The organism is Sphaerisporangium sp. NPDC049457, assembly GCF_055586705.1.
Genome location: NZ_JBVJHR010000018.1, coordinates 161648 through 185325, shown reverse-complemented (window position 1 = coordinate 185325; position 23678 = coordinate 161648). Strand labels below are relative to the sequence as shown.

Sequence of the window (23678 nt, the reverse complement as noted above, 5' to 3'; positions counted from 1 at the left end):
AACTAACTAAACGCGAGCATAAATGGCGGCGTGCCGCTGAGAGCGAACGTCAAGTAGTAGTTTCCTGATTGACTCTGTTGCTTCAACCCTTGCCACAGGTATGGTCGAGGACGATCGACGTGGCCGAGGAGTTCGCATGCGTCTCGCCACTGAAGGTCACGGGTCCCGCGGAGGAGTGGGCGGGGTCCGGAGCCCAGCAAGAGGAGTCGGAAAGTGGCGCAGGGCACCGTCAAATGGTTTAACGCGGACAAGGGCTACGGCTTCATCGCGGTAGACGGTGGTAAGGACGTGTTTGTCCACTACTCAGCGATCATGTCCGAGGGATATCGGTCCCTTGAGCAGGGTCAACGAGTGGAGTTCGAGATCACACAGGGTCAGAAGGGTCCTCAAGCGGAGGCCGTGCGCACTGTGTGACGCGACCGGCGTCCGTCCGGTCGATGACGAAGATCCACTAGTCTCTCAGTCCAGCAGTTGGAAGGTTCGGTCTGTCATGCACCAAGACGGGCCGGGCCTTCCTTCATGTCTCCCTGCATGGTCCTACCGCCCAGCCTGGCCGTTCGGGCCAAATATTGGGCATACGGTCTGAGAAATCCTTGTGCCGCCCAGGTCATAGGGGTTGTCGCTTGCACTCGACCGGGTAGAGTGCTAAACAGTTCGTTGGCACTCTCCTGTCGAGAGTGACAAACCTGGATCGAGGCGATGGGGCCTGGCGATCCGCGGCGACAGGTGCCGTGGGGGCCCGGGTCTAATGCCGTCGCGGGCGTCGGCTCGATCCGATGCAAGCCACCCTGTATCTGGGAGGTCTAGCCGTATGGCAGCCAAGATGATCGCGTTCAACGAGGACGCCCGGCGCGGTCTCGAGCGCGGTATGAACCAGCTCGCCGACGCCGTCAAGGTGACCTTGGGTCCCAAGGGCCGCAACGTCGTGCTGGAGAAGAAGTGGGGCGCGCCCACGATCACCAACGACGGTGTCTCCATCGCCAAGGAGATCGAGCTCGAGGACCCGTGGGAGAAGATCGGGGCCGAGCTCGTCAAGGAGGTCGCGAAGAAGACCGACGACGTCGCGGGTGACGGCACCACCACCGCCACCGTGCTCGCCCAGGCACTGGTTCGCGAGGGCCTGCGCAACGTCGCCGCCGGCGCCAACCCGATGTCCCTGAAGAAGGGCATCGAGGCCGCCGTCGAGCGCGTCAGCGAAGAGCTGTCCAAGATCGCCAAGGACGTGGAGACCAAGGAGCAGATCGCCTCCACCGCCTCCATCTCCGCCGGCGACACGCAGATCGGCGAGATGATCGCCGAGGCGATGGACAAGGTCGGCAAGGAAGGCGTCATCACCGTCGAGGAGAGCAACGCCTTCGGCCTGGAGCTCGAGCTCACCGAAGGCATGCGCTTCGACAAGGGTTACATCTCCGGTTACTTCGTGACCGACCCTGAGCGCATGGAGGCCGTCCTCGACGACCCCTACGTTCTCATCGTCAACTCCAAGGTGTCGGCCAACAAGGACCTGCTCCCCCTGCTCGACAAGGTCGTGCAGGCCGGCAAGCCCCTGGTGATCATCGCTGAGGACGTCGAGGGCGAGGCCCTGGCCACCCTGGTCGTCAACAAGATCCGCGGCCTGTTCAAGTCCGTGGCCGTCAAGGCCCCCGGCTTCGGCGACCGCCGCAAGGCCATGCTCGGCGACATCGCCATCCTCACCGGTGGCCAGCCGATCAGCGAGGACGTGGGCCTCAAGCTCGAGACCGCCACGCTCGACCTGCTCGGCCGCGCGCGTCAGGTCATCGTCACCAAGGACGAGACGACCATCGTCGACGGCGCCGGCGACCCCGAGCAGATCGCCGGCCGGGTCAACCAGATCCGCGCCGAGATCGAGAACACCGACTCCGACTACGACCGCGAGAAGCTCCAGGAGCGTCTCGCCAAGCTGGCCGGCGGCGTCGCCGTCATCAAGGCCGGCGCGGCGACCGAGGTCGAGCTCAAGGAGCGCAAGCACCGCATCGAGGACGCCGTCCGCAACGCCAAGGCGGCCGTCGAAGAGGGCATCGTCCCCGGCGGTGGCGTGGCCCTGCTCCAGGCGGGCGCCAAGGCGTTCGACAAGCTCGAGCTGTTCAACGACGAGGCCACCGGCGCCGCGATCGTCCGCAAGGCGCTCGAGGAGCCGCTGAAGCAGATCGCCGTCAACGCCGGCCTCGAAGGCGGCGTCGTGGTCGAGCGTGTCCGCAACCTCGAGACGGGCGTCGGCCTCAACGCCGCGACCGGCGAGTACGTGAACATGCTGGACAACGGCATCATCGACCCGGCCAAGGTCACCCGCTCGGCGCTGCAGAACGCCGCCTCCATCGCGGCGCTGTTCCTCACCACCGAGGCCGTCATCGCCGAGAAGCCCGAGAAGACCCCTGCCGCTCCCGCCATGCCCGGCGGCGGCGACATGGACTTCTGAGCCACCAGGCTCACGCAGAACCCGAAAGGGCCATCCCCGGACTCCGGGGATGGCCCTTTGGCTTTTCCGGTCATTGACCGGCCACCGCCCGGTCGACGGCGTCGAAGGCGCGCTCCAGCAGGGCCGCGTGGTCGCGGACGACCTGCCGCGCGTCCTCGCCGGCCAAAATCCTCCGGGCGCTGACGACGAAGGCGGCGCGGTAACCGGCGACGAACAGCCCGGCCGCGAGCCGGGGCTCGAAATCGTCGGCGTCGGCGCCGGTCGCCTCTGCCAGCAGGGTGGCGACCAGGCTCTCCAGCTCGTCCACCGACTCCCTGAGCCGTGCCCGCAGCGCCGGTGAGTCCAGGATGACCTGCCAGAAGTGCTGGTATCCCTCGCCGATGCCGGCCAGCGGATGGCCTTCTCGCAGGAGCCCGTCGGCCAGGCCGCGCAGCGCGGCCAGCGGCGGCACGCCTTCGGGCCGCTCGCGGACGGCCCGCTCGATCAGCTCGACGGCCTCCGGGATGCGGTCGAGGAACAGGTCTTCCTTGCGCGGGAAGTAGTTGAACACCGTTTTCGTCGAGACGTTCGCGGCCTCCGCCACCTCGGCGACCGTGACGTTGTCGAACCCGCGCAGCATGAACAGGCCCGAAGCCACGTCCGAGATCAGCCGGCGGGTCTCCCGCTTCTTGCGCTCACGCAGTCCGAGGTCGCTGCTCACCCAAGTGACTATAGTTGGTAGAAAGTTACTGCTACGGTAAGTTTCTATTCGCAGTAATCATCTGGGCTGGAGGCGGTATGTCGGACGACGTGGACGTGGTGGTCGCCGGAGGCGGTCCCGTGGGGCTGATGCTGGCCTGTGAGCTGGCGCTCGGAGGCGTCTCGGCCATGGTGGTGGAGCGGCTGGAGGGCATGGACCCCACGATCAAGGCCGGAGCGCTGAACACGCCCAGCGTGGAGGCGCTGTACCGGCGCGGTCTGCTCCCCGTCCTGCGCGAGGCCCAGGAACGCAACCTGGAGCAGTTCGCCGCCTTCATGCGTCAACGGGCCGGGGCGCCGGCCTCCGGGGGGACGGGAGGGCCGCCCGCGCCGCGGACGCCGCCGAGGTTCGCCGGGCACTTCGCCGGCATCATGCTGCACGGCGACCGGCTCGACCCCGCCGACATCGACCTCACCGGGCACGGCCCGGCCGACCAGATCGGGCTGGTCAACCAGCAGCAGGTCGAGGGCCTTCTCGCCGAGCACGCCGCGCGGCTCGGCGTCGAGGTGCGGCGGGGCGTCGAGGTGACCGGCCTAGCAGCCGACGACGAGGGCGTCACCGTGTCGACGAGCGCGGGCAAGGTGCGCTGCCGCTGGCTGGCCGGCTGCGACGGCGGGCGGAGCACCGTCAGGAAGCTCGCCGGGTTCGACTTCCCCGGCACCGATCCCGAGATCACCGCTTACCAGATGCTCGGCGAGATGGAGGGCGCCGAGGCCCTGGGCGCCGGGTGGCACGCCACCCCCACCGGCGTGTACGCGCACGGACCCGTCCCGGGGCGCATTCTCACCGTCCAGTTCACCGCTCCCCGCGCCGGCCGCGACACCCCGGTCACCTCAGAGGAGCTGCAGGAGGCCATCCGGCACGTCACCGGGGCCGAGGTGACCGTGACCGCCGTCAAGAGCGCCACCCGGTTCAGCGACAACGCGCGCCAGGCGACCACCTACCGCCTGGGCCGGGTGCTGCTCGCCGGCGACGCCGCTCACGTGCACTCGCCGTTCGGCGGCCAGGGCCTGAACCTCGGCCTCGGGGACGCGGTGAACCTCGGCTGGAAGCTCGCCGCGACCGTGCGCGGCTGGGCGCCGCAGGGCCTGCTCGACACCTACACCGCCGAACGGCACCCGATCGGGGCCTGGGTGCTGGACTGGACACGCGCCCAGGTGGCGCTGATGCGCCCTGATCCCCACGCAAGGGCCCTGCGGAACATCGTGAACGACCTGGCCGAGACCGTCACCGGCACCACCTACTTCGCCAAGAAGATCTCCGGCGTCTGGCAGCGCTATGACCTGCCGGGCGATCACGACCTCGTCGGCCGCAGCGCCCCCGACTTCGAGCTGTCCGACGGCTCGCGTCTCGCCGACCACATGCACGACGGCAGGGCGCTGCTGCTCGACCCGAACGGCGAGCTGCGCGAGCCGGCCGCCGGTTACCTCGACAGGCTGACGGTGGTCGCCGCGGGCGCCGCGGAGCTCCCCGAACTCACCGGGCTGTTCCTGCGGCCCGACGGGTTCGTCGCCTGGGCGGGCGAGCAGGGACGGGCCGACGCCGGTGCGCTGGAAAAGGCCCTTGCCACCTGGCTGGGCTCGCCCGCGAGCGCCCACGACGTGCGGCTTTAGCCGATTCCCAGCGTGGTGGCGGCCTTGGGGCGGTACGGCCAAGACGACCTTAAGCGGCCTCCAAGCCCTCCCGAACACCATTGATCCATCGGACGCGGCGACCGGCCGGAAAAGCGGCGGGCGCGCGTCCAGGGACATCAACGGTCATGAGGAGAACGTCATGAAGGTTCGTCACAGCCTCCGCGCCATCGCCGCCGGCGCCACCCTCGCCGGAGGGCTGCTGGCCGTCGCCGGCCCCGCCTCCGCCGCCACCACCAAGGGGGTCTCCAACTACACCGCGATCGCGCCTGCCTCCAGCACGACGATGCGTCTGGTGTGCCCGTCCTACGCTCCCACGATGCTGCTCGACACCGTCGCCTTCACCCCCAAGGCCGGTGTGACCGTGACCGGCACCTCACTGGACACCTACTCCGACGCCTTCCACCGCTACATCTTGACGATCAGCGCCCAGAACGACTCCGCCGTCTGGAGTGGGCTGACGGTCTCCGCCACCTGCACCAGCTGATCGCCTTCCACGCCGGCGGGGAACGACCGGCGTAGATGGGAACGCGAGCGCATGACAGGGGATCACCGGCGGCAGGGGGTGCGCCGCCGGTGAGGTCACCGCGCGCCGTAGGAGCCGATGCCCTTCTCCAGCAGGTCGAAGGCGAGCCCGGCCTGCGCGCGGACGTCGGCGACGACCCGGTCGTGGTCCTCGCCGGCCATCTTGCGCCGGACGCCGTCCGCGATGAGGCGCCGGGTGACCGCGCACACCTGGGCGGCGACCAGGCCGGGCCGGACGTCGTCCTCGGCGGCGTCGGTCTCCTCCGCCAGGGTCTCGGCGAGGCGCTGCTCCCGGCGCTCGGCCAGTTCGCGCAGGCGGGCCTGCAGCGAGGGACTGGCGCCGATCAGGCGGGTCATGACCTCCGCCCCCTCGTTCAGCCCGCTGCGCCAGTCGCCCTCGTCCAGCGCTTCGATGAAGTCGCGGCGGAGGGCGGCGACCACAGGCTCGCCCGGTCGCCGCTCGCGGACCACGCGGCTCGGCGCGTCCACGAACAGGTCCTGGCGGTCGAGGAAGAGGTCTTCCTTGGTCCTGAAGTAGTTGAAGACCGTGTTGACGGAGACGTCGGCCACCCGCGCCACCTCGGCCACGGTCACGTTGTCGAAGCCGCGCGTCATGAACAGGCCCATGGCCATGTCGGCGATGCGCTGGCGCGTCTCGCGTTTCTTACGCTCGCGCAGTCCGAGCCGTTCTTCCATGCGCTCGATCCTAGGCACGGAAATTTGGGCGGCACCACCTATGGGGCCGCTCCACGTTCGCTGAGGCGGGGAACCGGGTCGATGACCCACCCGACGCGCCGCGGGAGCGGCGACCGCGGCGCGGCCGGGTCACAAGGGCTTGACCCAGCGGCCCCACTGCGGCTGGCGCAGGTAACCGGCGGCGGTCCAGGCATGATGGGCCGCCGTGTTGTCATGCAGGACCATCGCGTCGGCGCGCATCCCCCCGTACTCGGTGAAGCGCTTCTCAGCGGTGTCCAGCAGGACGCGGGCGATGCCTCTGCGGCGGTGGGCGGGATCGACGGCCAGCCGGTACAGGTGGCACCGCCATCCGTCCCATCCCGCGATCACCGTGCCAACCATGCGCCCGTCCAGCTCCGCGATCAGCAGCGCCTCGGGGTCGCGCTCGATCAGCCGCCGCACGGCCTGCGCGCTGTCGCGCCGATCTGTGCCCTCGGCGGCGTAGGACCAGAACGCCAGCACCGCCTCCACGTCCTCCGCCGTCCCGGCCCGCAACGCCAGAGCCCCGTCCATCGCATCCGCCACGACCGTCACGCTAACAAACGGTGGGTGCCGAGGGGGGCTGGGGTGTGCGGGACCGTGAGGAAGGTGGGGATCCGGCAGGGAAACGGTCAAGCTCTCGTACACCAGTACAAAGGCGGGTGTGCCGTCCGCTGAGGCGATGTCACGCGGACGTAGAACGGGATCCCGTGTCATGTCGATGGAGGGGTCTCCATGCTGAGTGCGATCAGGAAGGCCAGGGGAAATCCCGCTGGGGAGGCGTCAGGCCGGTCGCCTCGCCGGCAGGGGCGGTCACGCGCTCGCCGCCGGCTGGTGGCCGCGATGGTGACCGTGGTTGTGGCCGTCGGGGCGGCGCCGGTGACGGCCGTGGCCGCCACGCGGGATCCGGACCTCTCCTACGCCATCTACGTGGTCAACACCGGGTCGGGCGATGTGTCGGTGATCGACACCGCCACCAACACCGTCACCGCCACCATCCCGGTCGGCGCCGGTGCGCAGCGGGTGGCGACCTCTCCTGACGGCACACGCGCTTACGTCACCAGCTCCCGGACCAACACCGTGAAAGTGATCGACACCGCGACCAACAGCGTCACCGCCACCGTCCACGTCGGTGAGAATCCGGTCTGGCTGGCGTTGAGCCCGGACGGTACCCGCGTCTACGTCACCAACGTCAACTCGGGCACCGTGTCGGTGATCGATACCGCGACCGCCACGGTCGCCGCCACGGTCGCCGTCGGCGACGAGCCCCACGAGGCGGCGTTCACCCCGGACGGCCGGCGCGCCTACGTCCCTGTATCCCGGACGAACGCCGTGAAGGTGATCGATGTCGCGACCAGCGCCGTCATCGGCACCATCCCGGTCGCGTACGGTCCGGGAGAGGTGGCGATCTCACCGGACGGGACCCGCGCGTATGTCGACGGCTTCTACCCGGCCGCCATTTCGGTGATCGATATCGCGGCCGGCGCCGTCGTCGCCACCGTCCAGGTCGATGATTTCCCCCACCCGGTGGCGATCAGCCCGGACGGCGCCCGGGCCTATGTGCTCTGCGGCTTTCCTTACCATGTCGTGCGGGTGATCGACACCGCGACCAACGCCATCGTCGCCACGATTCCCGCCGTCCGTGGCGCCGCCCAGCTGGTCCTCTCCCCGGACGGCGCACGCGCCTACATTCCCAATTCCGGCCCCAACACCCTGTCGGTGATCAATACCGCGATCAGTGCGGTGATCGCCACGGTCCCCGTGGGCGTCGGTCCGATGAATGTGGTGCTCACACCGGACGGGTCTCGTGCCTACGTCTCGAACATGGACGCGGGCACGGTGTCGGTGATCAACACCAGCACCAGCGCCGTCATCGCGACCGTCCCTGCCGGATCGTCTCCCAATGACGCGGCGGTCGCGCGGAGACCTCGTAAGATCGCGACGTCCACGAAGCTGAGCGTCTCACCGAATCCGGTGGCGGCCGGCGGTCCGGTGACGCTCACGGCCACGGTCGGCAGCCTGGTCCCTTCCCGCGGAGCGGCACGGACGACCGTCCGGCAGCCGGCGCCGACGGGGAAGGTCACCTTCTACGACGGGACGGCCGTGTTGGGCACGGCCGGCCTGACGAACGGGACCGCCGTCCTCACCATGAGGGGCCTGACGGCCGGTGCGCACCACGTCACCGCCTCCTACGGTGGTGACAGCGCGCATGCGGAGTCCACCTCCTCGCCCGTGTCGCTCGTGGTGACCCCGGCCGCGCAGGAAGGAGGGACGGCAGGCGGGACGCCGGAGCCGCGGACGCCTGAGGCGCGGAACGAGCCGCGGAGCCCCGAGACGCGCGAGAAGCCGCGAAGCACCGAGGTACGCGCCGATGAGCACCCGTTTGCCGCGAACGAGCACCAAGCGCCGCGACATCACACGCATCATCGCCGCGACCACGCCCGCGTCGTGACCGTCCAGACGGCGCACACGGTCGAGGGCGTCCTCGGCGAATGGGGGGACCGCGGACACCGGCACTCGTGGGCCGCCTCTCGGCCCGGCCATCGGTCCACGGGCCGGCACACCCACGGCGCCCCGCCGCGCCGGCATTCGCGGCCGGCCGTTCAGCATCCGCTGTCCTCCTTCGCCGTCACCGGATGAAGACGGTCGAAAGAGGACAGAGGCGGTGGTTCGCCGTGCGCCGCCGGGCACCATCGCGGTGCCCGGCGGGCATGGCGAACAGCGTGGTGCGGTGGGAACGCGGCGCATCGAAGGCGTGTCCCGCGGTCGCCGGCCCGTGAACTCACCGGCGGCCGGGCCGGGGAGCGCGCGGCGCTGTCAGACGAGCTGGGCGGGGAGGTCGCGGGTGTGCAGGACGGTGAGGGAGGTGACGGCTCGGGTGAGGACGACGTAGAGCCGGGCCAGGCCGCGGTCCTCCGCGGCGACGATGTCGGCGGGTTCGACGACGATGACGTGGTCGTACTCCAGGCCCTTGGCGAGCGAGGCGGGGATGACCGACACGCGCTGCTCGGGGGAGGAGTCGGGGCCGAGCAGGTCGTGCGGGAGGCCTTCCGCGGCGAGGGCGGCGGCCAGGTCCGCGGTCGAGCCGTCGGCGGCGATCACGCCGATGGAGCCCTCGCGTCCGGTCGTCTCGCGGACGGCCGCGACGAGGCCGGCGGGCACGTCGGCGGTCCGGCGCAAACAGAGCGAGCCGGCGCCGGGGCGCAGCGACCTGGGGGCGGCCAGGTCGGGGGCGACCGAGGGCAGCAGGCGGGCGGCGAAGTCGAGCACCTCCCTGGGGACGCGGAAGCCGAGGGTCAGCTCGGTCACCGCGCCCTCGCTGAAGCCGAGATGCCGTAGCACCTCCTCCCACGAGCGGGCCGACCACGGCGTGGTGCCCTGGGCCAGGTCGCCGAGGACGGTCGCCGAGCCGGTGCGGCACCGGCGACCGAGCGCGCGCAGCTGCATCGCCGAGAGGTCCTGCGCCTCGTCCACGACCACGTGACCGAGCGTCGGGGTGCGTTCGACGAGGTCGGCCAGCTCGTCCATCAGCGCCGCGTCGGCGGCCGACCACTTGGCGGACTTCCACGACCGCGGGGGCTTGGCCCACAGGAGCCTGTCGCGTTCTTCGGCGGTGAGGTCGGACTTCGCCGCGGCGGCGAGGAAGTCACCGTCGGAGAGCAGCCGGAACAGCACCTGCTGCGGCGTCACCCGGGGCCAGATCTGGTCGATGAGCTGCTTGACGGGCTTGGACCTGGCCACGGCGTCCTGCACCCGGTCGTCGGGGGAGTCTCCGCGCTGCTCCATGCGCACCAGCACGGCGTGCGCGAGCCGCTGGGCGAGGGCGGCGCGTCCCGGCCCGTACCGGGTGGTGCCGCGCAGCGAGGCGACGATCTCGCGCACCTCGTGGTCGGGGACGCGGAAACGGTTGACGCCCCGGGTGATCAGCAGCCCCTCCTCGGGTTTGCTGATGTGCATCCAGAGCGCCCGGCGGAGCACCGGCGCCATGCGGGCGTCGCCCTTGAGCGCGGCGACGGCCGGCTCCTCGGGGTTCGCGTGGTCGCCGAGGATGCCCGCGACGGTGGTCTGGTCGACCTTCACCTCGCCCAGGGCGGGCAGGACCGAGGAGATGTACGACAGGAAGGCGCGGTTCGGGCCGACGATCATCACGCCCGTCCGCGCCAGCTTCTCGCGGTGCGTGAACAGCAGGTACGCGGCGCGGTGCAGGCCCACGGCGGTCTTGCCGGTGCCGGGCGCGCCCTGGACGCACACGGTCTGCGTCAGGTCGGCGCGGACGATCTCGTCCTGGTCGGGCTGGATCGTGGCGACGATGTCGCGCATGGGGCCGGTGCGGGGCCGCTCGATCTCGTCGGTGAGGATGCGCGACTCCTGGAGCGCGGCGGCCCCCTGGTCGAGGGGCTCGTCCTCGTACGCGGTCAGTTCGCCGCCGTGGAAGCCGAACCGCCTGCGGCGCACGACGCCCATCGGCTCGGACGGGCGGGCCTGGTAGAACGCCCGGGAGACCGGCGCACGCCAGTCGATCACCAGTGGGCGGCTGCTGTCGTCGTGCACGTGGCGGCGGCCGACGTGGATGGTCGGGGGCAGATCGTCGTCGCCCGCCCTGTCGAGGCGGCCGAAGAACAGGGGGGTGTCGGGGTGGTCGGCGAGGGCGGCCACGCGCTGGTCGAGCAGGCCCTGCAGGATCTGCTGGGAGACCCAGTCGCCGGCCGCGTCCGACGACAGCGACTGGGCGTGCTCGCGCATCGCGCGCAGCGCCGCGCGGGAGGCGGCGAGATGGGCGCGCTCGGACCGCAGCACATCGGCGGGATCGCCGTCGGCGCCGGCCTCTCCCGGCGTGTCGCCGGTGACCTCGGGCGCGTCTTGCAGCAGGTTGGAACTGTGATGGAGGCGATGAGAGGGGGAGTTCCCCGGCGGGCCGGGTTCGTCGCCGGATATGTCGGGGGCCAATTGGTGTCCGGGCATGCCGAAGCGCTCCTTGAGGGACGGAGGTGGTTGACAAAGGCAGCGAACCCACAAGCTTATATGATTACGCCGCCTCCGGCGTGTGTCCGCCGGCCGCGCGTCACGGGATGGGCGTACGATGCGTGGCTTGTCCGGAGTTTGCCTGGTCTTGACCTTTGGGTACTCGAATGAGGGTGACGATGCGTGCCCCAGTGGCGGTCTCTCCGGTCATTCCCGCTCTGGCGAACCTGCTGCTCGGCGGCCTGTGGACGCTGTCGGTCTTCGCGGGGTGGGGGCTTGCGGCTTTCTGCGGGAACGCCGAGACGCTCGACGCGTGCATGGACCGCCTGACCGTCGTGTCGAGCCTGTCCGGCCTCTTCGCGATCGTGGGAGCCACCTGCACGGCCGGCGGCCTTCTGCCACCACTAATGCGCAGATATCCGGAAAAGTCTTTGATACTTGTGGGGATCGCGACGGCTTCGTGGCTAATAGCGCTGGGTGTGCTTTACGTCGGCGGGTTAGTCGGTCGGTGAGCTCGCCGACACGTTGCGTTAGCGCATACCAAAATCCTGAAAAAGCGGGACAAGTCTTGTGATTCGATTGAATCATGAGGGTATGTCGCAGTTGGCGCCGAGGCAGCCAATAAGCGAGGGGGTGATGTGGTTGAACAGGGCCCAGGGTATTTCGTGGACCTGAATGCCCGTCGCCTGGGGAACCTTTCCTAGGACGGGTTTGGGGGGTCGGCGACGTGCCGCTCAGCGAAGATCACTCGCTGGCGAGCACGTCGTCCGCATCGACGATCTGATAGGCGTACCCCTGTTCGGCCAGGAAGCGCTGACGGTGCGCGGCGAAGTCCTGGTCGACGGTGTCCCTGCTGACCACGGAGTAGAATCGCGCGCCCCCGCCGCTCGCCTTCGGCCGCAGCACCCGGCCGAGCCGCTGCGCCTCCTCCTGGCGCGAGCCGAACGTCCCCGACACCTGGATCGCCACCGAGGCCTCCGGCAGGTCGATCGAGAAGTTGGCGACCTTCGAGACCACCAGAACCTGGATCTCCTTCTCGCGGAACGCCTGGAACAGCCGCTCGCGCTCCTTCACCCGCGTCTCGCCCTTGATCACCGGGGCGTCGAGGTGGTCGGCCAGCTCGTCGAGCTGGTCGATGTACTGGCCGATCACCAGCACCTGCTCGCCCGCGTGCCGCCGCACCAGCGTCTCGGTGACGTGCATCTTGGACGGCGTCGTCGCGCAGAAGCGGTAGCGCTCCTCGGGGTCGGCCATGGCGTACGCCAGCCGCTCCTGGTCGGTGAGGGTGACCCGGACCTCCACGCAGTCGGCGGGGGCGATCCAGCCCTGGTTCTCCATCTCCTTCCACGGCGCGTCGTACCGCTTGGGACCGATGAGGGAGAACACGTCCCCCTCGCGGCCGTCCTCGCGGACCAGCGTCGCGGTGAGGCCCACGCGCCGCCTGGCCTGCAGGTCCGCCGTCATCCGGAAGATGGGCGCCGGCAGCAGGTGCACCTCGTCGTAGATGACCAGGCCCCAGTCGCGGGCGTCGAACAGCTCCAGGTGCCGGTACACGCCCTGGCGGCGGGTCGTCATGACCTGGTAGGTGGCGATCGTGACCGGGCGGATCTCCTTCTTCGTCCCGGTGTACTCGCCGATCTCGCTCTCGGTGAGCGACGTGCGCTTGAGCAGCTCCTGCTTCCACTGGTGGGCCGAGACGGTGTTGGTCACCAGGATCAGCGTCGTCGCCTGCGCGTGCGCCATCGCCGCCGCGCCCACGATCGTCTTGCCGGCGCCGCACGGCAGCACCACGACCCCCGACCCGCCGTGCCAGAAGGCGTTCGCCGCTTCCCGCTGGTAGGGGCGCAGCGTCCAGCCGTCCTCGGCCAGCGTGATCGGGTGGTGCTCGCCGTCGACGTAGCCCGCCAGGTCCTCGGCGGGCCAGCCGATCTTGAGCAGCGCCTGTTTGATGTTGCCGCGCTCGCTCGGGTGCACCGCCACGGTGTCGTCGCCGATGCGGTCGCCCAGCATCGGCTGGATCTTCCTCGCCCGCAGCACCTCTTCGAGGACGGCCTTGTCGGTGCTGGTCAGCGTCAGGCCGTAGTGATCGCTCTTCTCCAGCCGGAGCCTGCCGTACCGGGACATCGTCTCGGCGATGTCCACGAGCAGGGCGTGCGGCACCGGATAGCGGCTGAAGCCGATCAGCGCGTCGATGACCTGCTCGGCGTCGTGCCCGGCGGCCCTGGCGTTCCAGAGCGCGAGCGGCGTGACGCGGTAGGTGTGGACGTGCTCGGGCGCGCGCTCAAGCTCGGCGAACGGCGCGATGGCCTTGCGGCAGTCGTCCGCCCTCTCGTGCTCGACCTCGAGCAGCAGCGTCTTGTCCGACTGGACGATCAGCGGGCCATCAGACACGTTTCATTCTCCTGGGTTCGCGTACGGCCACCGTGCCGGCGGTCCCGTCCGCTTATCCAACAAGAGCGCGGCCCGGATCAGTCCCGCTTTCCCGCGGCTTGACGCCGCGACGGCGTTGCGCGGGGAATCGCGGGGAACATGGCGGCGGCGCGGGCGCCGGTCTCCCGCCTGGCCGGGCGCCGCGCTCCGCCCGGCCGTGACGGGGCGGCCGGCCGCCGCTCAGCTCTGGGTGACGCCGATGACGATGATCGTCGCGACGCCGAGGATGACCAGGCCGACGTTGATGCCGATGGCGATCCAGCCCCATTTGAGCAGCGAGCGCGCCCGGTCGGGCTCGGTGTCGACCTTGCTGAGCGCGACGCCGGACAGGACGACGCCGGCGATGCCGCCGAGCGTGATGTAACAGCTCATGGCGAGCAGGATGCTGACGACCAGGGCGACGATGGCGTGGGTGCGCGGCCCTTCGCTCGCGGGAGCGGCCGGGTGGCCGTAGGCCTGCGGGTAGGCGGCCCCATAGCCGTACTGCTGGTCGTAGCCCGGCTGACCGTAGCCGGGCTGACCGTAGCCGGGCTGGCCATAGCCGGGCTGACCGTAACCCGGCTGGCCATAGCCGGGCCGGCCGTAGGCGGCCTGCTCGTAACCGGGCTGCTCGTGACCGGGCTGGTCGTACCCAGGCCGGCCGTAGCCGGGTTGCCCGTAGCCGGGCTGCGCGGGCGCGCCGTAGGCGTCCTGGGGCTGGGCTCCCGCCGCGTACGGCTGCTGCTGCGCGGAGCCCCCGTAGGGCTGGTCGTAGGGCTGCTGCCCGGCCGTCCCGTACCCGCCCTGGTCGTAGGGACCCGGCGCGGGCGCGGCGTACGGGTCGGACGGCGGCTCCACGAGAGTCTGGTCGTACGGCGGCCGCGCGCCGTACCGCGGGTCGTGTGGTGCCTGGTCGTAAGGCGACGGCGAGCCGCCGGGACCGTCGTGGCCGCCTTGCGATCCGTATGGACTCTGCCAGCCGTTCGGGGAGTACCCGGCGGACTCGGGAGTGCCGCTGCTCAAGATCGTCTCAATTCTGATGGTGGTCCAGCGGATCAACATTTAACACGTTATGAGCCGACTGTGCCGTGTTAATGGTCGGACCGGTAGTACGGACGGGGCGGTGGGGACGTACGGACGAGGCGGTGGGGGACAGGGGCGGCGGCGTCAATTGACGTCGGAGACGCCGGTGATGCGGTGCAGCGCGAAACGGTGGACGGCCGCCCGCGTCTCGTCGTAGGCGGTCAGGTAGCCGCCCTCCATGCGGGCAGGCTCCAGGATGCGGCTGGTCGCGTGTCCCTGGGAGTCCATGTAGCCGATCCAGACGCGCGACCCCTGCCGGATGGCCTCCTGCAGGGCCATGACCGTGCCCGTCGAAGGCGAGCGCGGCACCTGCCCGTCAGGGGCCGCCACCGTCCGCCTGCGCGCCTGATGGGCGTCCTCACCGGCCATCACCGCCCGGACGGCGGCCGCCACCACGTCGGCGTCGGGGCCTGAGGGGCCGGGCGCGGTGCGGGCGGCCGAGGGCCGCTCGGTGCGCCTGGCGTCGGCCCTGGTCACCAGCACGTCCCCTTCCGAGGACTCGGCGACAGGGGAGTAGCCGAAGGCGCGCAGCGAGTCGACCACCACGGCCCGCGAACTGCGCGAGGCGATCACGGTGGGCGCCAGCCGGCGCAGCCGCAGCGGAACGGCGCGCTTGTCGGCCATCACCTCGTCGAGCACGGACGGATCGTCGCACCGAACGTAGGAGCCCGCCGTGCCGACGCGGACGCGGCCGTGCCTGCGGGCGACGTCGCTCACCAGGTAGCGCAGGGGCTGCGGCACCGGCGTCGTGGAATGCCTTTCGAGCATGGCGACCAGCTCGTCGGCGCTGGACCCGGCGTCCAGCGCCCGCCGGATCGACCCCTCGCCGAACCGGTAGACCGTCGCGCCGCCCTTGGACTCGACGTCGGCGGCGAGCGACAGCCAGCGTCCCAGCTCGCTGGTCAGCGGGCCCGGGGCCACGGCGGTCAGGTCGGCCTGGAGCAGCACGTGGTCGACCGGCTCGGGCAGCAGCGGCGCCAGCAGCCGGGCCGGCTCGCCCGGCGTGGCCGGGGGGAGCAGCGCGCGGCCGAAGCACGACAGCGCGCCGAGCCCGGTGAACCCCAGCTGCTCGGCCTCGCGCAGCGTGAAGTCGACCAGCCGGTCGCGGTAGGAGCCCCTGCGCCGCGGCTGCTCGAACGCCAGCCGCTCGCGCACCGAGGCTGCGGAGGGAGCCAGCCCGGCGGGGGCCGACGCGAGCACCCGCAGCGTCCGCAGCCGCACCTCGGCCGCGGCCGGACGGCGCAGCTCGGGGTGCAGGACGTTCAGCAACCGGTCGCGGTCGTCCCGCTCGCCGACCAGGCCGGGCACGCGGTCGCCGGCCAGCCAGGCCGCCGCCAGGACTTCCCAGCGGTCCTCGGTGCCCTTCACCCGCCAGGCGTCGTAGCCGGTCGTGGGAAGCCACTCGCCGTCGACCGGCGCGCTGGACGCCACCAGCCCGGCGGCGTAGGCGACCTCCACCGCCAGCGCGGCCGTCCACTCGGGCAGGTCGAGCAGCTGCGCGGTCCGCTTCAGGTCGCGTACGGCGACGCCGCCCGCGCGCAGGATGCCCGGCGGATCGACGCTCCAGTGCTCGCACAGCTCCTCGACCGTGCGCACGAAGGCGAACGCCTGCCCGGCGGCGGTGCGGTCGGCGAGGGTCTGGTCGCGTTCCGCGCCGTCCAGCGGGGGCGCCCCCGGACGCAGGTCGCGGTGCACCCGGCCGCCGCGCAGCACCAGCGCCACCTCGCGGGGCAGCACGACGCTCTCTTCGCCGGTCGCGGCGAGCAGGCCGCGGGCGAGAAGCTGCTCGATCGGCGACTGGGCGGTGGCCACGCTGACCTCGCGCCAGGCGTTGGGCAGCCGGCCGGTCGGCGGCCCCCAGGCCAGCTCTTCCAGCGCCGCGCGCGCCTGGGGGGCGACGTCCCGCAGCAGGCGCTCGACGATGCCCCCCTCGGCCAGCAGGCCGGCCAAACGTTCGGGGACGGCCTCCTCGCGGCCGGTGCCGCCCCGGTGGATGGCCTGGATCAGCTCGCGCAGCCGTTCTGGCGGGTGATGCCGGAACACCTCGGCCGCGGGCGGCCCGAGCCCGGCCGGGGACTCGGAGACGTCCCGCACGCCGGGCGCGAGCCGCAGAGCGGCGTCCGGCCCGAAGATCAGGCCGAGCGTCAGCAGCCAGTCCGCGGCCTCGCGCAGCGGCCCGTCCAGGCGCGCGGCGTCCTGCGGCGCCACGGACGCGGCCACCGCCGTGCGCAGATCGCCGTAGGAGAGGCCGGGGCCGTCCTCGGCCGTCATGACCAGGAGCGTCTCGACCACCGCGAGGGCGAAACGGTCGAGCCGGTCGAGGGCCCTGCCGGTGGCCGAGGGGCTGGTGGCGCGGAGCGCCAGGCCCTCGATGTGGGCGGGAACCGGGGTGATCAGCTCGGGACGCGCCGACACCAGGGCGCGCAGCCGGTCGTCGCCGAGGCCGCGCAGCCAGTCAGTGAACTCGGTGTTCATCACGCTCCACCGAACCCCCTGTCCACCGGCATCCGCCGCACGTCCCACGCGGTGGGACCGTCCCCTCCATCGTAGGAGCCCGCGGGCCGTCGCACGCCAGTCCTGATCACCGGCGTTCCCTTGAGCCTTCGCCGCGCCGCTGTTCGGGGGCGGCGTGAGGGGCAGGTGGCGGGACGGTGAGGTGGTCATTTCCGCGAAAGGGTGCGCGGGCCGGTGCGCTGGGGCAGTATGGCGAGAGTGATCGAGCGCGCCGATCAGCTGGTCCTGGAGTACGTCAGCAAGGTGGCGGACGCCGCCCACGGCGTACTCCGCACCGACCAGCGCCTCGACTTCGTGCAGCGACTGCGCGCCCGCATCGAGGAGGAACGCCGCGGCAGCGAAGACCCGGCGGCCGTCCGCAAGGTGCTCGCCCGCTTCGGCGATCCCGCGGTGCTCCTTCAGCGCGAGGTCGCGCGGCTGACCGGCGCCGACCCGGACGCCGGGCGGCGAGCGGCGGGCGCCCGGCGGCCCGGCGGGGTCCGCGGCGCCCGGCGGCAGATCGTCTCCCGCCCGCCGTCCTCCTCGCGGCCGCCCGCGGCGCCGCCGTCCGGCCTCCCGTCCACGGGTTCTCCGGCGGCGTCCGCGTCGCCGGCGTCCGGCTCCGGCGTCCCGGGGCAGGGGACGGCCGCCGCCCACGGCGCGGCGCCCCCTGAGGGCGCGGCCCCGTCCCAGGGCGCGGCGTCCGGCCCGGCCGCCGCGCCGGTGGAGGAGGCCGCCACGTCGGTGCTGCCCGCGGTGCCGGTCTCGGGTCCCGTCTCCGGTCCCGCGGCGGGCGACGAGTTCGGCGACTCCGCGACCGAAATCCTTCCCGCCGTGACCGGCGACGGCCCGCCGAGGACGCCGTCGCCCGTGACGCCCGCGCAGCGGCCCCGGCCGCCGAGGCCCGCGCGCCCGCTGCCCCGGGGCGCCGGCTCCGGCTCGGGCGCCCGCCGCGTCCCGCCCGGGGCCGTCCCGCGCGGCGGCTCGCGCGGCGCCCCGCCGTCGTCGCCGGGCCGGTTCGGCCGGCCGGCGATGGCCGCGCCGAAGGCCGCGGACGGGCGCGACGCCAGGACGGTCCTGACCAACGAGCGCCGCGAGGTGGCGGGCATGGCCCTGCTGTTGCTGGCCGGCCTGCTCGTGCCGCTGCCCCTGCCCTACGTCGCGATCTTCCCGGTCCCGGTGCTGGTGTGGGCGGTGGGCGCGCTCACGGTGCTGTCCTGCCACGGCTGGATCTTCAAGGACCGCCTGACCGGCCTGCTCGCCCCGGTGACGTCCTACGTGTTCGGCGGCGTGCTGCTCGGCGCCCTGCGCGCCCCTGAGGAACCCGGCGGCGGCCTCACGGCGTTCGTCAACTCGTTCTGGCACGTCAGCGGGCTGATGTTCATGCTGGGCACGGCGGGAGGCGTGGCCTGGCTGGCCTATCGCCTGTTCAACCCGCCACCTCCGCCACCCCGGCGGCAGCCGCTGGGCGTGTTCCGCTGAGCAGGCCGAGCGACAGGCGCACCCATGAGGCTACGAAACGGTCGCGGTCCGCCCGCCCGGGCGGCTCGCCGACGGTCTCCTGGAACAGCCGGTAGTACACCACCGCGCCCCCCAGTACGGCGCCGATCGCCGGCCAGTCGAGGTCGGCGTCCGCGTACTCCGGCTGGCCGCGGAACCAGGTCGTGATCGCCTCGAACATGGGCTGGAGCAGGCCGTCGCGGACGACCGCGACCAGCTCGGGGAACTGGCTGAGGTCGCGGAAGAAGACCCGGGTGAGCCGGCTCTCCTCGCGCACCTTGGCCAGACCGGCCCGGCACAGGCGCTCCAGCCGCTCCTCGACGGGGAGCGAGGCGCCGACGGCCTCGACCTCCAGCAGGGCCTCGGCGATCTGGGAGCGGGTGCGGGCCGCGTGCTCGTTCATCGCGGCGGCGAGGACCTCGTACTTCGACTTGAAATGCCGGTACAGGCCGCCGGCGCCGGGGGACAGCCCCGAGGCGGCCTCGATCTCGGCGACCGACGTCGCCGAGTAACCCTGCTCGGCGAAGAGCCTGAGGGACTCGTCGATGATCCGTTCGCGCGTCGATCTGGTCATTGCCCGTGGTTACCTCCGGCCCCCGACCTTATGCGGCCGGGGTAAGTCGGTTCGTACCGAAACGGCGTCGGCCGGCGTGCTGCCGGGCCGGGGGAGTTCCCGCCTCGAAGCCGTTCCGGGCTTTTCGCGGATGGGTCTCATAGAGCGCCCGCGGGCGCGGGATCGAGCCCGGAGAAGAAAGGCCCGGCGATAAGCGGGCCCTTTCTCCACGCCAAGGTTGCCACATGCGTAGTGGTACGCGCAGTCCTCTCCGTTTGGCATCCTTTCAAGGGTGTATTCCGTAGGTTTCGATCTTGATCTCACGCTTGCCGACACCCGCGCCGGAATCGCGGCGGTGTACGACGAGGTGGCGCGCCGTCTCGGCGTGCCCATCGACACCGCCGTCGTGGTCGAGCGGCTCGGCCCTCCGCTGGAGCAGGAACTGGCCTACTGGATGCCCGCCGAGGAGATTCCGGCCGCCGCGGCCCTCTACCGCTCCCTGTATCCCGGCATCGCGGTCGAGATGACCACGCCGATGCCCGGCGCCGCCGAGGCCCTCGCCGAGGTTCGCCGGCGCGGCGGGCGCGTCATCGTCGTCACGGGCAAGCACGTCGACGCGGCCCGCCGGACGGTCGAGAACCTGGGCCTGGACGTCGACGAGGTGGCCGGTTCGGTGTTCGGGGCCGCCAAGGGCGTCGAGATCTCGCGTTTCGGCGCGGCCGTCTACGTCGGAGATCACGTCGCCGACATCGAGGCCGCCAGGGCGGGGCGCGCGCTCAGCGTCACCGTCGCGACGGGCCCCTACACCGAGCAGGCGCTGCGCGACCACGGAGCCGATGTCGTGCTGGCCGATCTCACGGAGTTCGGCGGGTGGTACAACGCCTGGCAGGTCTCGCCGAGCCCGCGGAGCCCTGAAATCGGGGGCGTTTCGACGGTCATCCGATGCCCCTGGTGGGCATAACCTACATCCATTACCATTCATGACAGTCTGAACGAGGTCACCCCTGTGCCTACTGGCAAGGTCAAGTGGTACGACGCTGACAAGGGCTTCGGATTCCTCACCCGCGACGACGGCGGCGAGGTCTTCGTGCATTCATCGGCGCTTCCCAAGGGCACGGAAGCGCTCAAGCCGGGTCAGAAGGTCGAGTTCGGCGTGGCCGAGGGACGCCGTGGCCAGCAGGCGCTGTCGGTCCGTGTACTGGAGCAGCCGCCGACGCTCGCCAAGACCGTGAAGCCAAAGGGTAAGCGCAAGAAGCCCGACGAACTCGTCGTCATCGTCGAGGACCTGATCAAGCTGCTCGATGACGTGTCCAACTTCTACCAGCGGGGCAAACACCCCGACGCCGCGCACGCCAAGAAGATCGCGACCGTGCTGCGGGCCGTCGCCGACGACATCGACGCCTGAGCACCGGCCGGCCGCCGGCCCTCGGCGGTCGTCAGTGAAAAGGGTTGGTCAGCGGCTTCGTGCTGCCCGGCTTCGGCACGGGGCCCTGCGAGCCCCGGCCGTCCGGGCGCGGGTGGTGCGCGTCCCGGTCGTCTGAGGGGGACCCGTGCCTGCCTCGGCCTCCCGTGCGCGAGCCGTTCTCCGGGGCGGCGCTGTGTCCGCCGCGTCCGTCCGGGTGTGAGCCGTTTCCGGACGGGGTGCCGTGTGCGCCGCGTCCGTCCGGGCGTGACCCGTTCTCCGACGGGGCGCCGGGCGCGCCGGACGGGACGGGGCGCGCGGCGCGGACGCGTTCGTCCCTGCCGCGGAGCCGCCTGCGGCGCGCGACGACCAGCCAGACCAGCGCGGCGGCCAGCGCCGCCGCCACCGCCGCCAGGCCGATCGGGCCCGCCGAGCGGCCCGACAGCAGCGACAGCATCAGCCCGGCCAGGCCGCCGCCCACCCAGGCGATCTGGAGCAGCGCCTCCACGACGCCGAAGGTCGAGGACCGGACCTCCTCGCCGATCTCCCGCTGGACGGTGGCGTCCAGGGCCAGCTTGCCGATCTCCTGGGCGAAGCCCGCGACCAGCGCCACCCCGACGGCCGTCCACAGAGAGAAGAAGAACGCCCCCGCCCCGACCGCCACGGTGGACAGCGCCAGCGCCATCAGGGCGATGAGCTGCGGGGAGCGCCCGCGCACCCAGGACGCGACCGCCGCGCCGATCAGGCCGCCCGCGCCCGCGCCGCCCGCGAGGACGGCGATCGTGACCTGCTCGGGGAGGCCGGCCTCGCGCAGGTTGCCGTCCTGCACGAGGAAGAGCAGGAAGAAGAGCAGAAACCCGGACAGGACGCGGATCGCGGCGTTCGCCCGCATGGCCTCGGCCACGACCGGCCCCACGTTGAGCAATGTCCGCCAGCGGCCCCGCGTCCTGCGCCCGCCGCCCCGCTCCGCCCGGCCGTCCACGGCTCCATCCGCGCTTCCGTCCGCGGCTCTGTCGGTCCGGCGGTCCGCGGCCGGTTCCGTCCAGCCGTCCGCGCCTCCGTCCGTCCAGCCGTCCGTGCCTCCGTCCGTCCAGCCCTCTGCGGCTCTGCCCGTCCGGCCGTCCGCGCCTCCGCCGCGCCCCTCGCCTCGGTCCGCGGCGGGCGGTCCGGTTCCGGCCTCGGCGGCATGCTCGTCCGGACGTTCGCCCGGCTCCTCGTCCAGGTCGAAATCGGGCGCGTCGACGTGGCGCGGCAGCCGCACGGCGGCCACGCCGGCCACCAGGAAGAGCACCATGGTGACGCGCAACAGCCAGGCGGCGCCCGGCCACACGGTCAGCGCGACCGCGACCGGGGCGGCGAGCGCCGCGCTCACCAGCGTGAACAGTGCGACCCGCGCGTTCGCGGTGACCAGGGTGATGTCGGCGGGCAGCACGCTCGGCATGGTGGCCGCGCGCGAGACGTTGTAGGCCTTGGACAGCACCAGGACGGCCAGCGCCGCGGGGAACAGGGTGACCCCGTCCGCGGGGCCGATCGCGGCGGCCATGGCCCAGCACAGCAGGCCCCTCGCGAACAGCGTGCCCGCCATGACGTACCGGCGGCCGGACCTGAACCGGTCGAGGACCGGACCGACGAACGGCGCGACGACGGCGAACGGCACCATCGTGATCAGCAGGTACAGGGCGACCTGCCCGCGCGCCTGGTCGACGGGCAGCCCGAACAGCAGCGTCCCGGCCAGGCCGACGGTGATGAGCGCGTCCCCGGCGCTGTGCGCGGCGGTCAGCTCGATCAGGCGTCCGAGGCCGGTGCGGCCGGCGCCCTGGGCGTGGGTCATCCTGCGCGTCGCCCGGCCGACCCCGCGCCCGGCCCGTGCGGCGCCCTTGGCGGCGGCGCGGCCGGCGCCGGCGGTCTTGCGCGCGGCGGTGCGGCCGGCGCGGAAGGCGCTCCGGCCGGCTCCGGCCACGGCGTGACCGGCACGCGACAGCGACGTCCGGGCGCGGCCCTCAGGGGCGGGCGTCATGCGCCCACGGAGAAGGCGCCGGTGGTCGTGCCGGTGAACAGGCGCTCCACGCTTCACCCTCCGTTCGCTCGGTCGACGCCGCCGGAAGCCCCTTTCGCCCCACCCGTCCCGTCCACGAGCTCATGTAATCACCTGCCCGTGAGCCGCGCGGGCGAGTCGGCGCGCCCGCTTCCTTGGCGGTGGATCTTCCGGTTGATGGCATGCCGCTTCGGTTTACAGTCTTACCCGACCCATACGCGTGATGTCCGCTCGCCGCATGGGTGAGAATTGACATGTGAACCGCACTCGTTCCCGCACCTTCACCGTCGACCAGGCCTGCGCCTCCGCCGTGGAGCAGGCCAGGGCCGCCGCCGACGAGATCGCCCGCCCCGGCGAGGTGGGCGAGCATCTCGGCTTCGAGGCCGAGGGTGAGCGCGTCGTCACGCACTACTTCGCCTGTCTCGACCGTGCCTACCGCGGCTGGCGCTGGGCCATCACGGTGGCCCGCGCCTCCCGCGCGCGGGGCGTGACCGTCAGCGAGACCGTGCTGCTGCCGGGCGCGGGCGCGCTGCTCCCGCCGGCGTGGGTGCCGTGGAGCGAGCGGCTGCTCCCCGGCGACCTCGGCGTGGGCGACCTGCTGCCCACCTCCGATGACGACGACCGCCTCGCACCCGGGTTCACCGAGACCGATGACGACGCCGACCGCCAGATGATCTTCGAGTACGGCCTGGGCCGCGCCCGGGTCCTGTCGGCGATCGGGCGTGACCGCGCCGTGCACCGCTGGCACGCGGGCGACTCCGGCCCGCACACCCCGCTCGCCCACGCCGCGCCCGCGCAGTGCTCCACCTGCGGCTTCTACTGGCCGCTCGCCGGCGCGCTGCGCCTGGGCTTCGGGGTCTGCGCCAACGAGTACGCCCCCGACGACGGCAAGGTCGTCGCCGCCGACCACGGCTGCGGCGCGCATTCCGAGGCGGCCGTCGCGGCGCCGGGCGGTGTCGAGCAGCCGACGCCCATCCTCGACGATCTCGGCTACGACCTGATGCCCGAAGAGGGCGTCCCCGCCGCGGGCTCCGTCGACGACGAAGGCACCGAGCCGCTCGGCCACTCCTGACCGCCGGCCGCGTCCGGTGTGGAAGCCGGTCGCCGGGCGGGCGACCCGGCCTGCCCGCCCGCCGGCCGCGCGGCCCGGCGAACTCCCGGGCCTTCTCGGCCTTGGTGACGAACCATCCGATCG

The 23678-nt window shown here is 72.1% G+C and carries 19 protein-coding genes; 10 read left to right on the top strand and 9 right to left on the bottom strand.

Annotation, left to right across the window (positions count from 1 at the left end):
* Positions 1 to 213 precede the first annotated feature (213 nt).
* The gene (locus ACZ6QO_RS27285; protein ID WP_380851964.1) at positions 214 to 414 is read left to right on the top strand and encodes a cold-shock protein; all 201 of its coding nucleotides are present in this window, start codon (positions 214 to 216) and stop codon (positions 412 to 414) included.
* A gap of 397 nt (positions 415 to 811) precedes the next feature.
* Positions 812 to 2437, top strand: coding sequence for a chaperonin GroEL (groL, locus tag ACZ6QO_RS27280; protein ID WP_465854484.1), 1626 nt, complete (start codon positions 812 to 814; stop codon positions 2435 to 2437).
* Between the two features lie 70 nt (positions 2438 to 2507).
* Here groL and ACZ6QO_RS27275 read toward each other — a convergent pair whose 3' ends face one another.
* Positions 2508 to 3137 carry a TetR family transcriptional regulator gene (locus ACZ6QO_RS27275; RefSeq protein WP_465854482.1) on the bottom strand — a complete coding sequence of 210 codons (630 nt, stop codon included), beginning with the start codon at positions 3135 to 3137 and terminating at the stop codon, positions 2508 to 2510.
* A 77-nt stretch (positions 3138 to 3214) separates the two neighbouring features.
* On the opposite strand from ACZ6QO_RS27275, the gene ACZ6QO_RS27270 reads away from it, so the two are divergent.
* Together ACZ6QO_RS27270 and ACZ6QO_RS27265 are read left to right on the top strand one after the other, a co-directional pair.
* A complete protein-coding gene (locus tag ACZ6QO_RS27270) occupies positions 3215 to 4789 on the top strand; it encodes an FAD-dependent monooxygenase (RefSeq protein ID WP_465854480.1) in 1575 nt (524 codons plus the stop codon).
* Between the two features lie 160 nt (positions 4790 to 4949).
* Complete coding sequence (locus ACZ6QO_RS27265) at positions 4950 to 5294, top strand: hypothetical protein (RefSeq protein WP_465854478.1); 345 nt, start codon at positions 4950 to 4952, stop codon at positions 5292 to 5294.
* A 95-nt stretch (positions 5295 to 5389) separates the two neighbouring features.
* On the opposite strand, the gene ACZ6QO_RS27260 is transcribed toward ACZ6QO_RS27265, so the two are convergent.
* Both ACZ6QO_RS27260 and ACZ6QO_RS27255 read right to left on the bottom strand, forming a co-directional pair.
* Positions 5390 to 6028 carry a TetR/AcrR family transcriptional regulator gene (locus ACZ6QO_RS27260; RefSeq protein WP_465854476.1) on the bottom strand — a complete coding sequence of 213 codons (639 nt, stop codon included), beginning with the start codon at positions 6026 to 6028 and terminating at the stop codon, positions 5390 to 5392.
* A 129-nt stretch (positions 6029 to 6157) separates the two neighbouring features.
* Complete coding sequence (locus ACZ6QO_RS27255; protein ID WP_465854474.1) at positions 6158 to 6592, bottom strand: GNAT family N-acetyltransferase; 435 nt, start codon at positions 6590 to 6592, stop codon at positions 6158 to 6160.
* Between the two features lie 297 nt (positions 6593 to 6889).
* Between ACZ6QO_RS27255 and ACZ6QO_RS27250 the strand changes: the two genes are divergently transcribed.
* Positions 6890 to 8686, top strand: coding sequence for an Ig-like domain repeat protein (locus tag ACZ6QO_RS27250; protein ID WP_465854472.1), 1797 nt, complete (start codon positions 6890 to 6892; stop codon positions 8684 to 8686).
* Between the two features lie 177 nt (positions 8687 to 8863).
* Here ACZ6QO_RS27250 and ACZ6QO_RS27245 read toward each other — a convergent pair whose 3' ends face one another.
* Positions 8864 to 11008: a HelD family protein gene (locus tag ACZ6QO_RS27245; RefSeq protein WP_465854470.1), complete on the bottom strand. Its 2145-nt coding sequence runs from the start codon at positions 11006 to 11008 to the stop codon at positions 8864 to 8866.
* A gap of 167 nt (positions 11009 to 11175) precedes the next feature.
* On the opposite strand from ACZ6QO_RS27245, the gene ACZ6QO_RS27240 reads away from it, so the two are divergent.
* Positions 11176 to 11520: a hypothetical protein gene (locus tag ACZ6QO_RS27240; protein ID WP_465854468.1), complete on the top strand. Its 345-nt coding sequence runs from the start codon at positions 11176 to 11178 to the stop codon at positions 11518 to 11520.
* 232 nt (positions 11521 to 11752) lie between these two features.
* Here the strand turns inward: ACZ6QO_RS27240 and ACZ6QO_RS27235 are convergent, their stop codons facing one another.
* The 3 genes from ACZ6QO_RS27235 to ACZ6QO_RS27225 all read right to left on the bottom strand — a co-directional run bounded on the left by ACZ6QO_RS27235 (position 11753) and on the right by ACZ6QO_RS27225 (position 16975).
* On the bottom strand, positions 11753 to 13399 hold the full coding sequence (locus tag ACZ6QO_RS27235; RefSeq protein WP_465854466.1) for a DNA repair helicase XPB: 1647 nt from the start codon (positions 13397 to 13399) through the stop codon (positions 11753 to 11755).
* Positions 13400 to 13618: 219 nt separating this feature from the next.
* A complete protein-coding gene (locus ACZ6QO_RS27230) occupies positions 13619 to 14479 on the bottom strand; it encodes a DUF4190 domain-containing protein (protein ID WP_465854465.1) in 861 nt (286 codons plus the stop codon).
* A 105-nt stretch (positions 14480 to 14584) separates the two neighbouring features.
* The gene (locus ACZ6QO_RS27225; protein ID WP_465854463.1) at positions 14585 to 16975 is read right to left on the bottom strand and encodes a helicase C-terminal domain-containing protein; all 2391 of its coding nucleotides are present in this window, start codon (positions 16973 to 16975) and stop codon (positions 14585 to 14587) included.
* Between the two features lie 237 nt (positions 16976 to 17212).
* Between ACZ6QO_RS27225 and ACZ6QO_RS27220 the strand changes: the two genes are divergently transcribed.
* On the top strand, positions 17213 to 18475 hold the full coding sequence (locus ACZ6QO_RS27220; protein ID WP_465854461.1) for a hypothetical protein: 1263 nt from the start codon (positions 17213 to 17215) through the stop codon (positions 18473 to 18475).
* Here ACZ6QO_RS27220 and ACZ6QO_RS27215 read toward each other — a convergent pair.
* Complete coding sequence (locus ACZ6QO_RS27215; protein WP_465854459.1) at positions 18423 to 19067, bottom strand: TetR/AcrR family transcriptional regulator; 645 nt, start codon at positions 19065 to 19067, stop codon at positions 18423 to 18425. The genes ACZ6QO_RS27220 and ACZ6QO_RS27215 overlap by 53 nt on opposite strands.
* 271 nt (positions 19068 to 19338) lie before the next feature.
* Here ACZ6QO_RS27215 and ACZ6QO_RS27210 point away from each other — a divergent pair, with 271 nt between their 5' ends.
* Positions 19339 to 20007, top strand: a complete 669-nt coding sequence (locus ACZ6QO_RS27210; RefSeq protein ID WP_465854457.1) for an HAD family hydrolase — start codon at positions 19339 to 19341, stop codon at positions 20005 to 20007.
* A gap of 45 nt (positions 20008 to 20052) precedes the next feature.
* Positions 20053 to 20451 (top strand): cold-shock protein, encoded by a 399-nt coding sequence (locus ACZ6QO_RS27205; protein WP_380851608.1) that lies wholly within the window; start codon positions 20053 to 20055, stop codon positions 20449 to 20451.
* 31 nt (positions 20452 to 20482) lie between these two features.
* Here ACZ6QO_RS27205 and ACZ6QO_RS27200 read toward each other — a convergent pair whose 3' ends face one another.
* The gene (locus tag ACZ6QO_RS27200) at positions 20483 to 22465 is read right to left on the bottom strand and encodes an MFS transporter (RefSeq protein ID WP_465854455.1); all 1983 of its coding nucleotides are present in this window, start codon (positions 22463 to 22465) and stop codon (positions 20483 to 20485) included.
* Between the two features lie 274 nt (positions 22466 to 22739).
* Between ACZ6QO_RS27200 and ACZ6QO_RS27195 the strand changes: the two genes are divergently transcribed.
* Positions 22740 to 23555 carry a DUF3027 domain-containing protein gene (locus tag ACZ6QO_RS27195; RefSeq protein WP_465854453.1) on the top strand — a complete coding sequence of 272 codons (816 nt, stop codon included), beginning with the start codon at positions 22740 to 22742 and terminating at the stop codon, positions 23553 to 23555.
* Positions 23556 to 23678 lie beyond the last annotated feature (123 nt).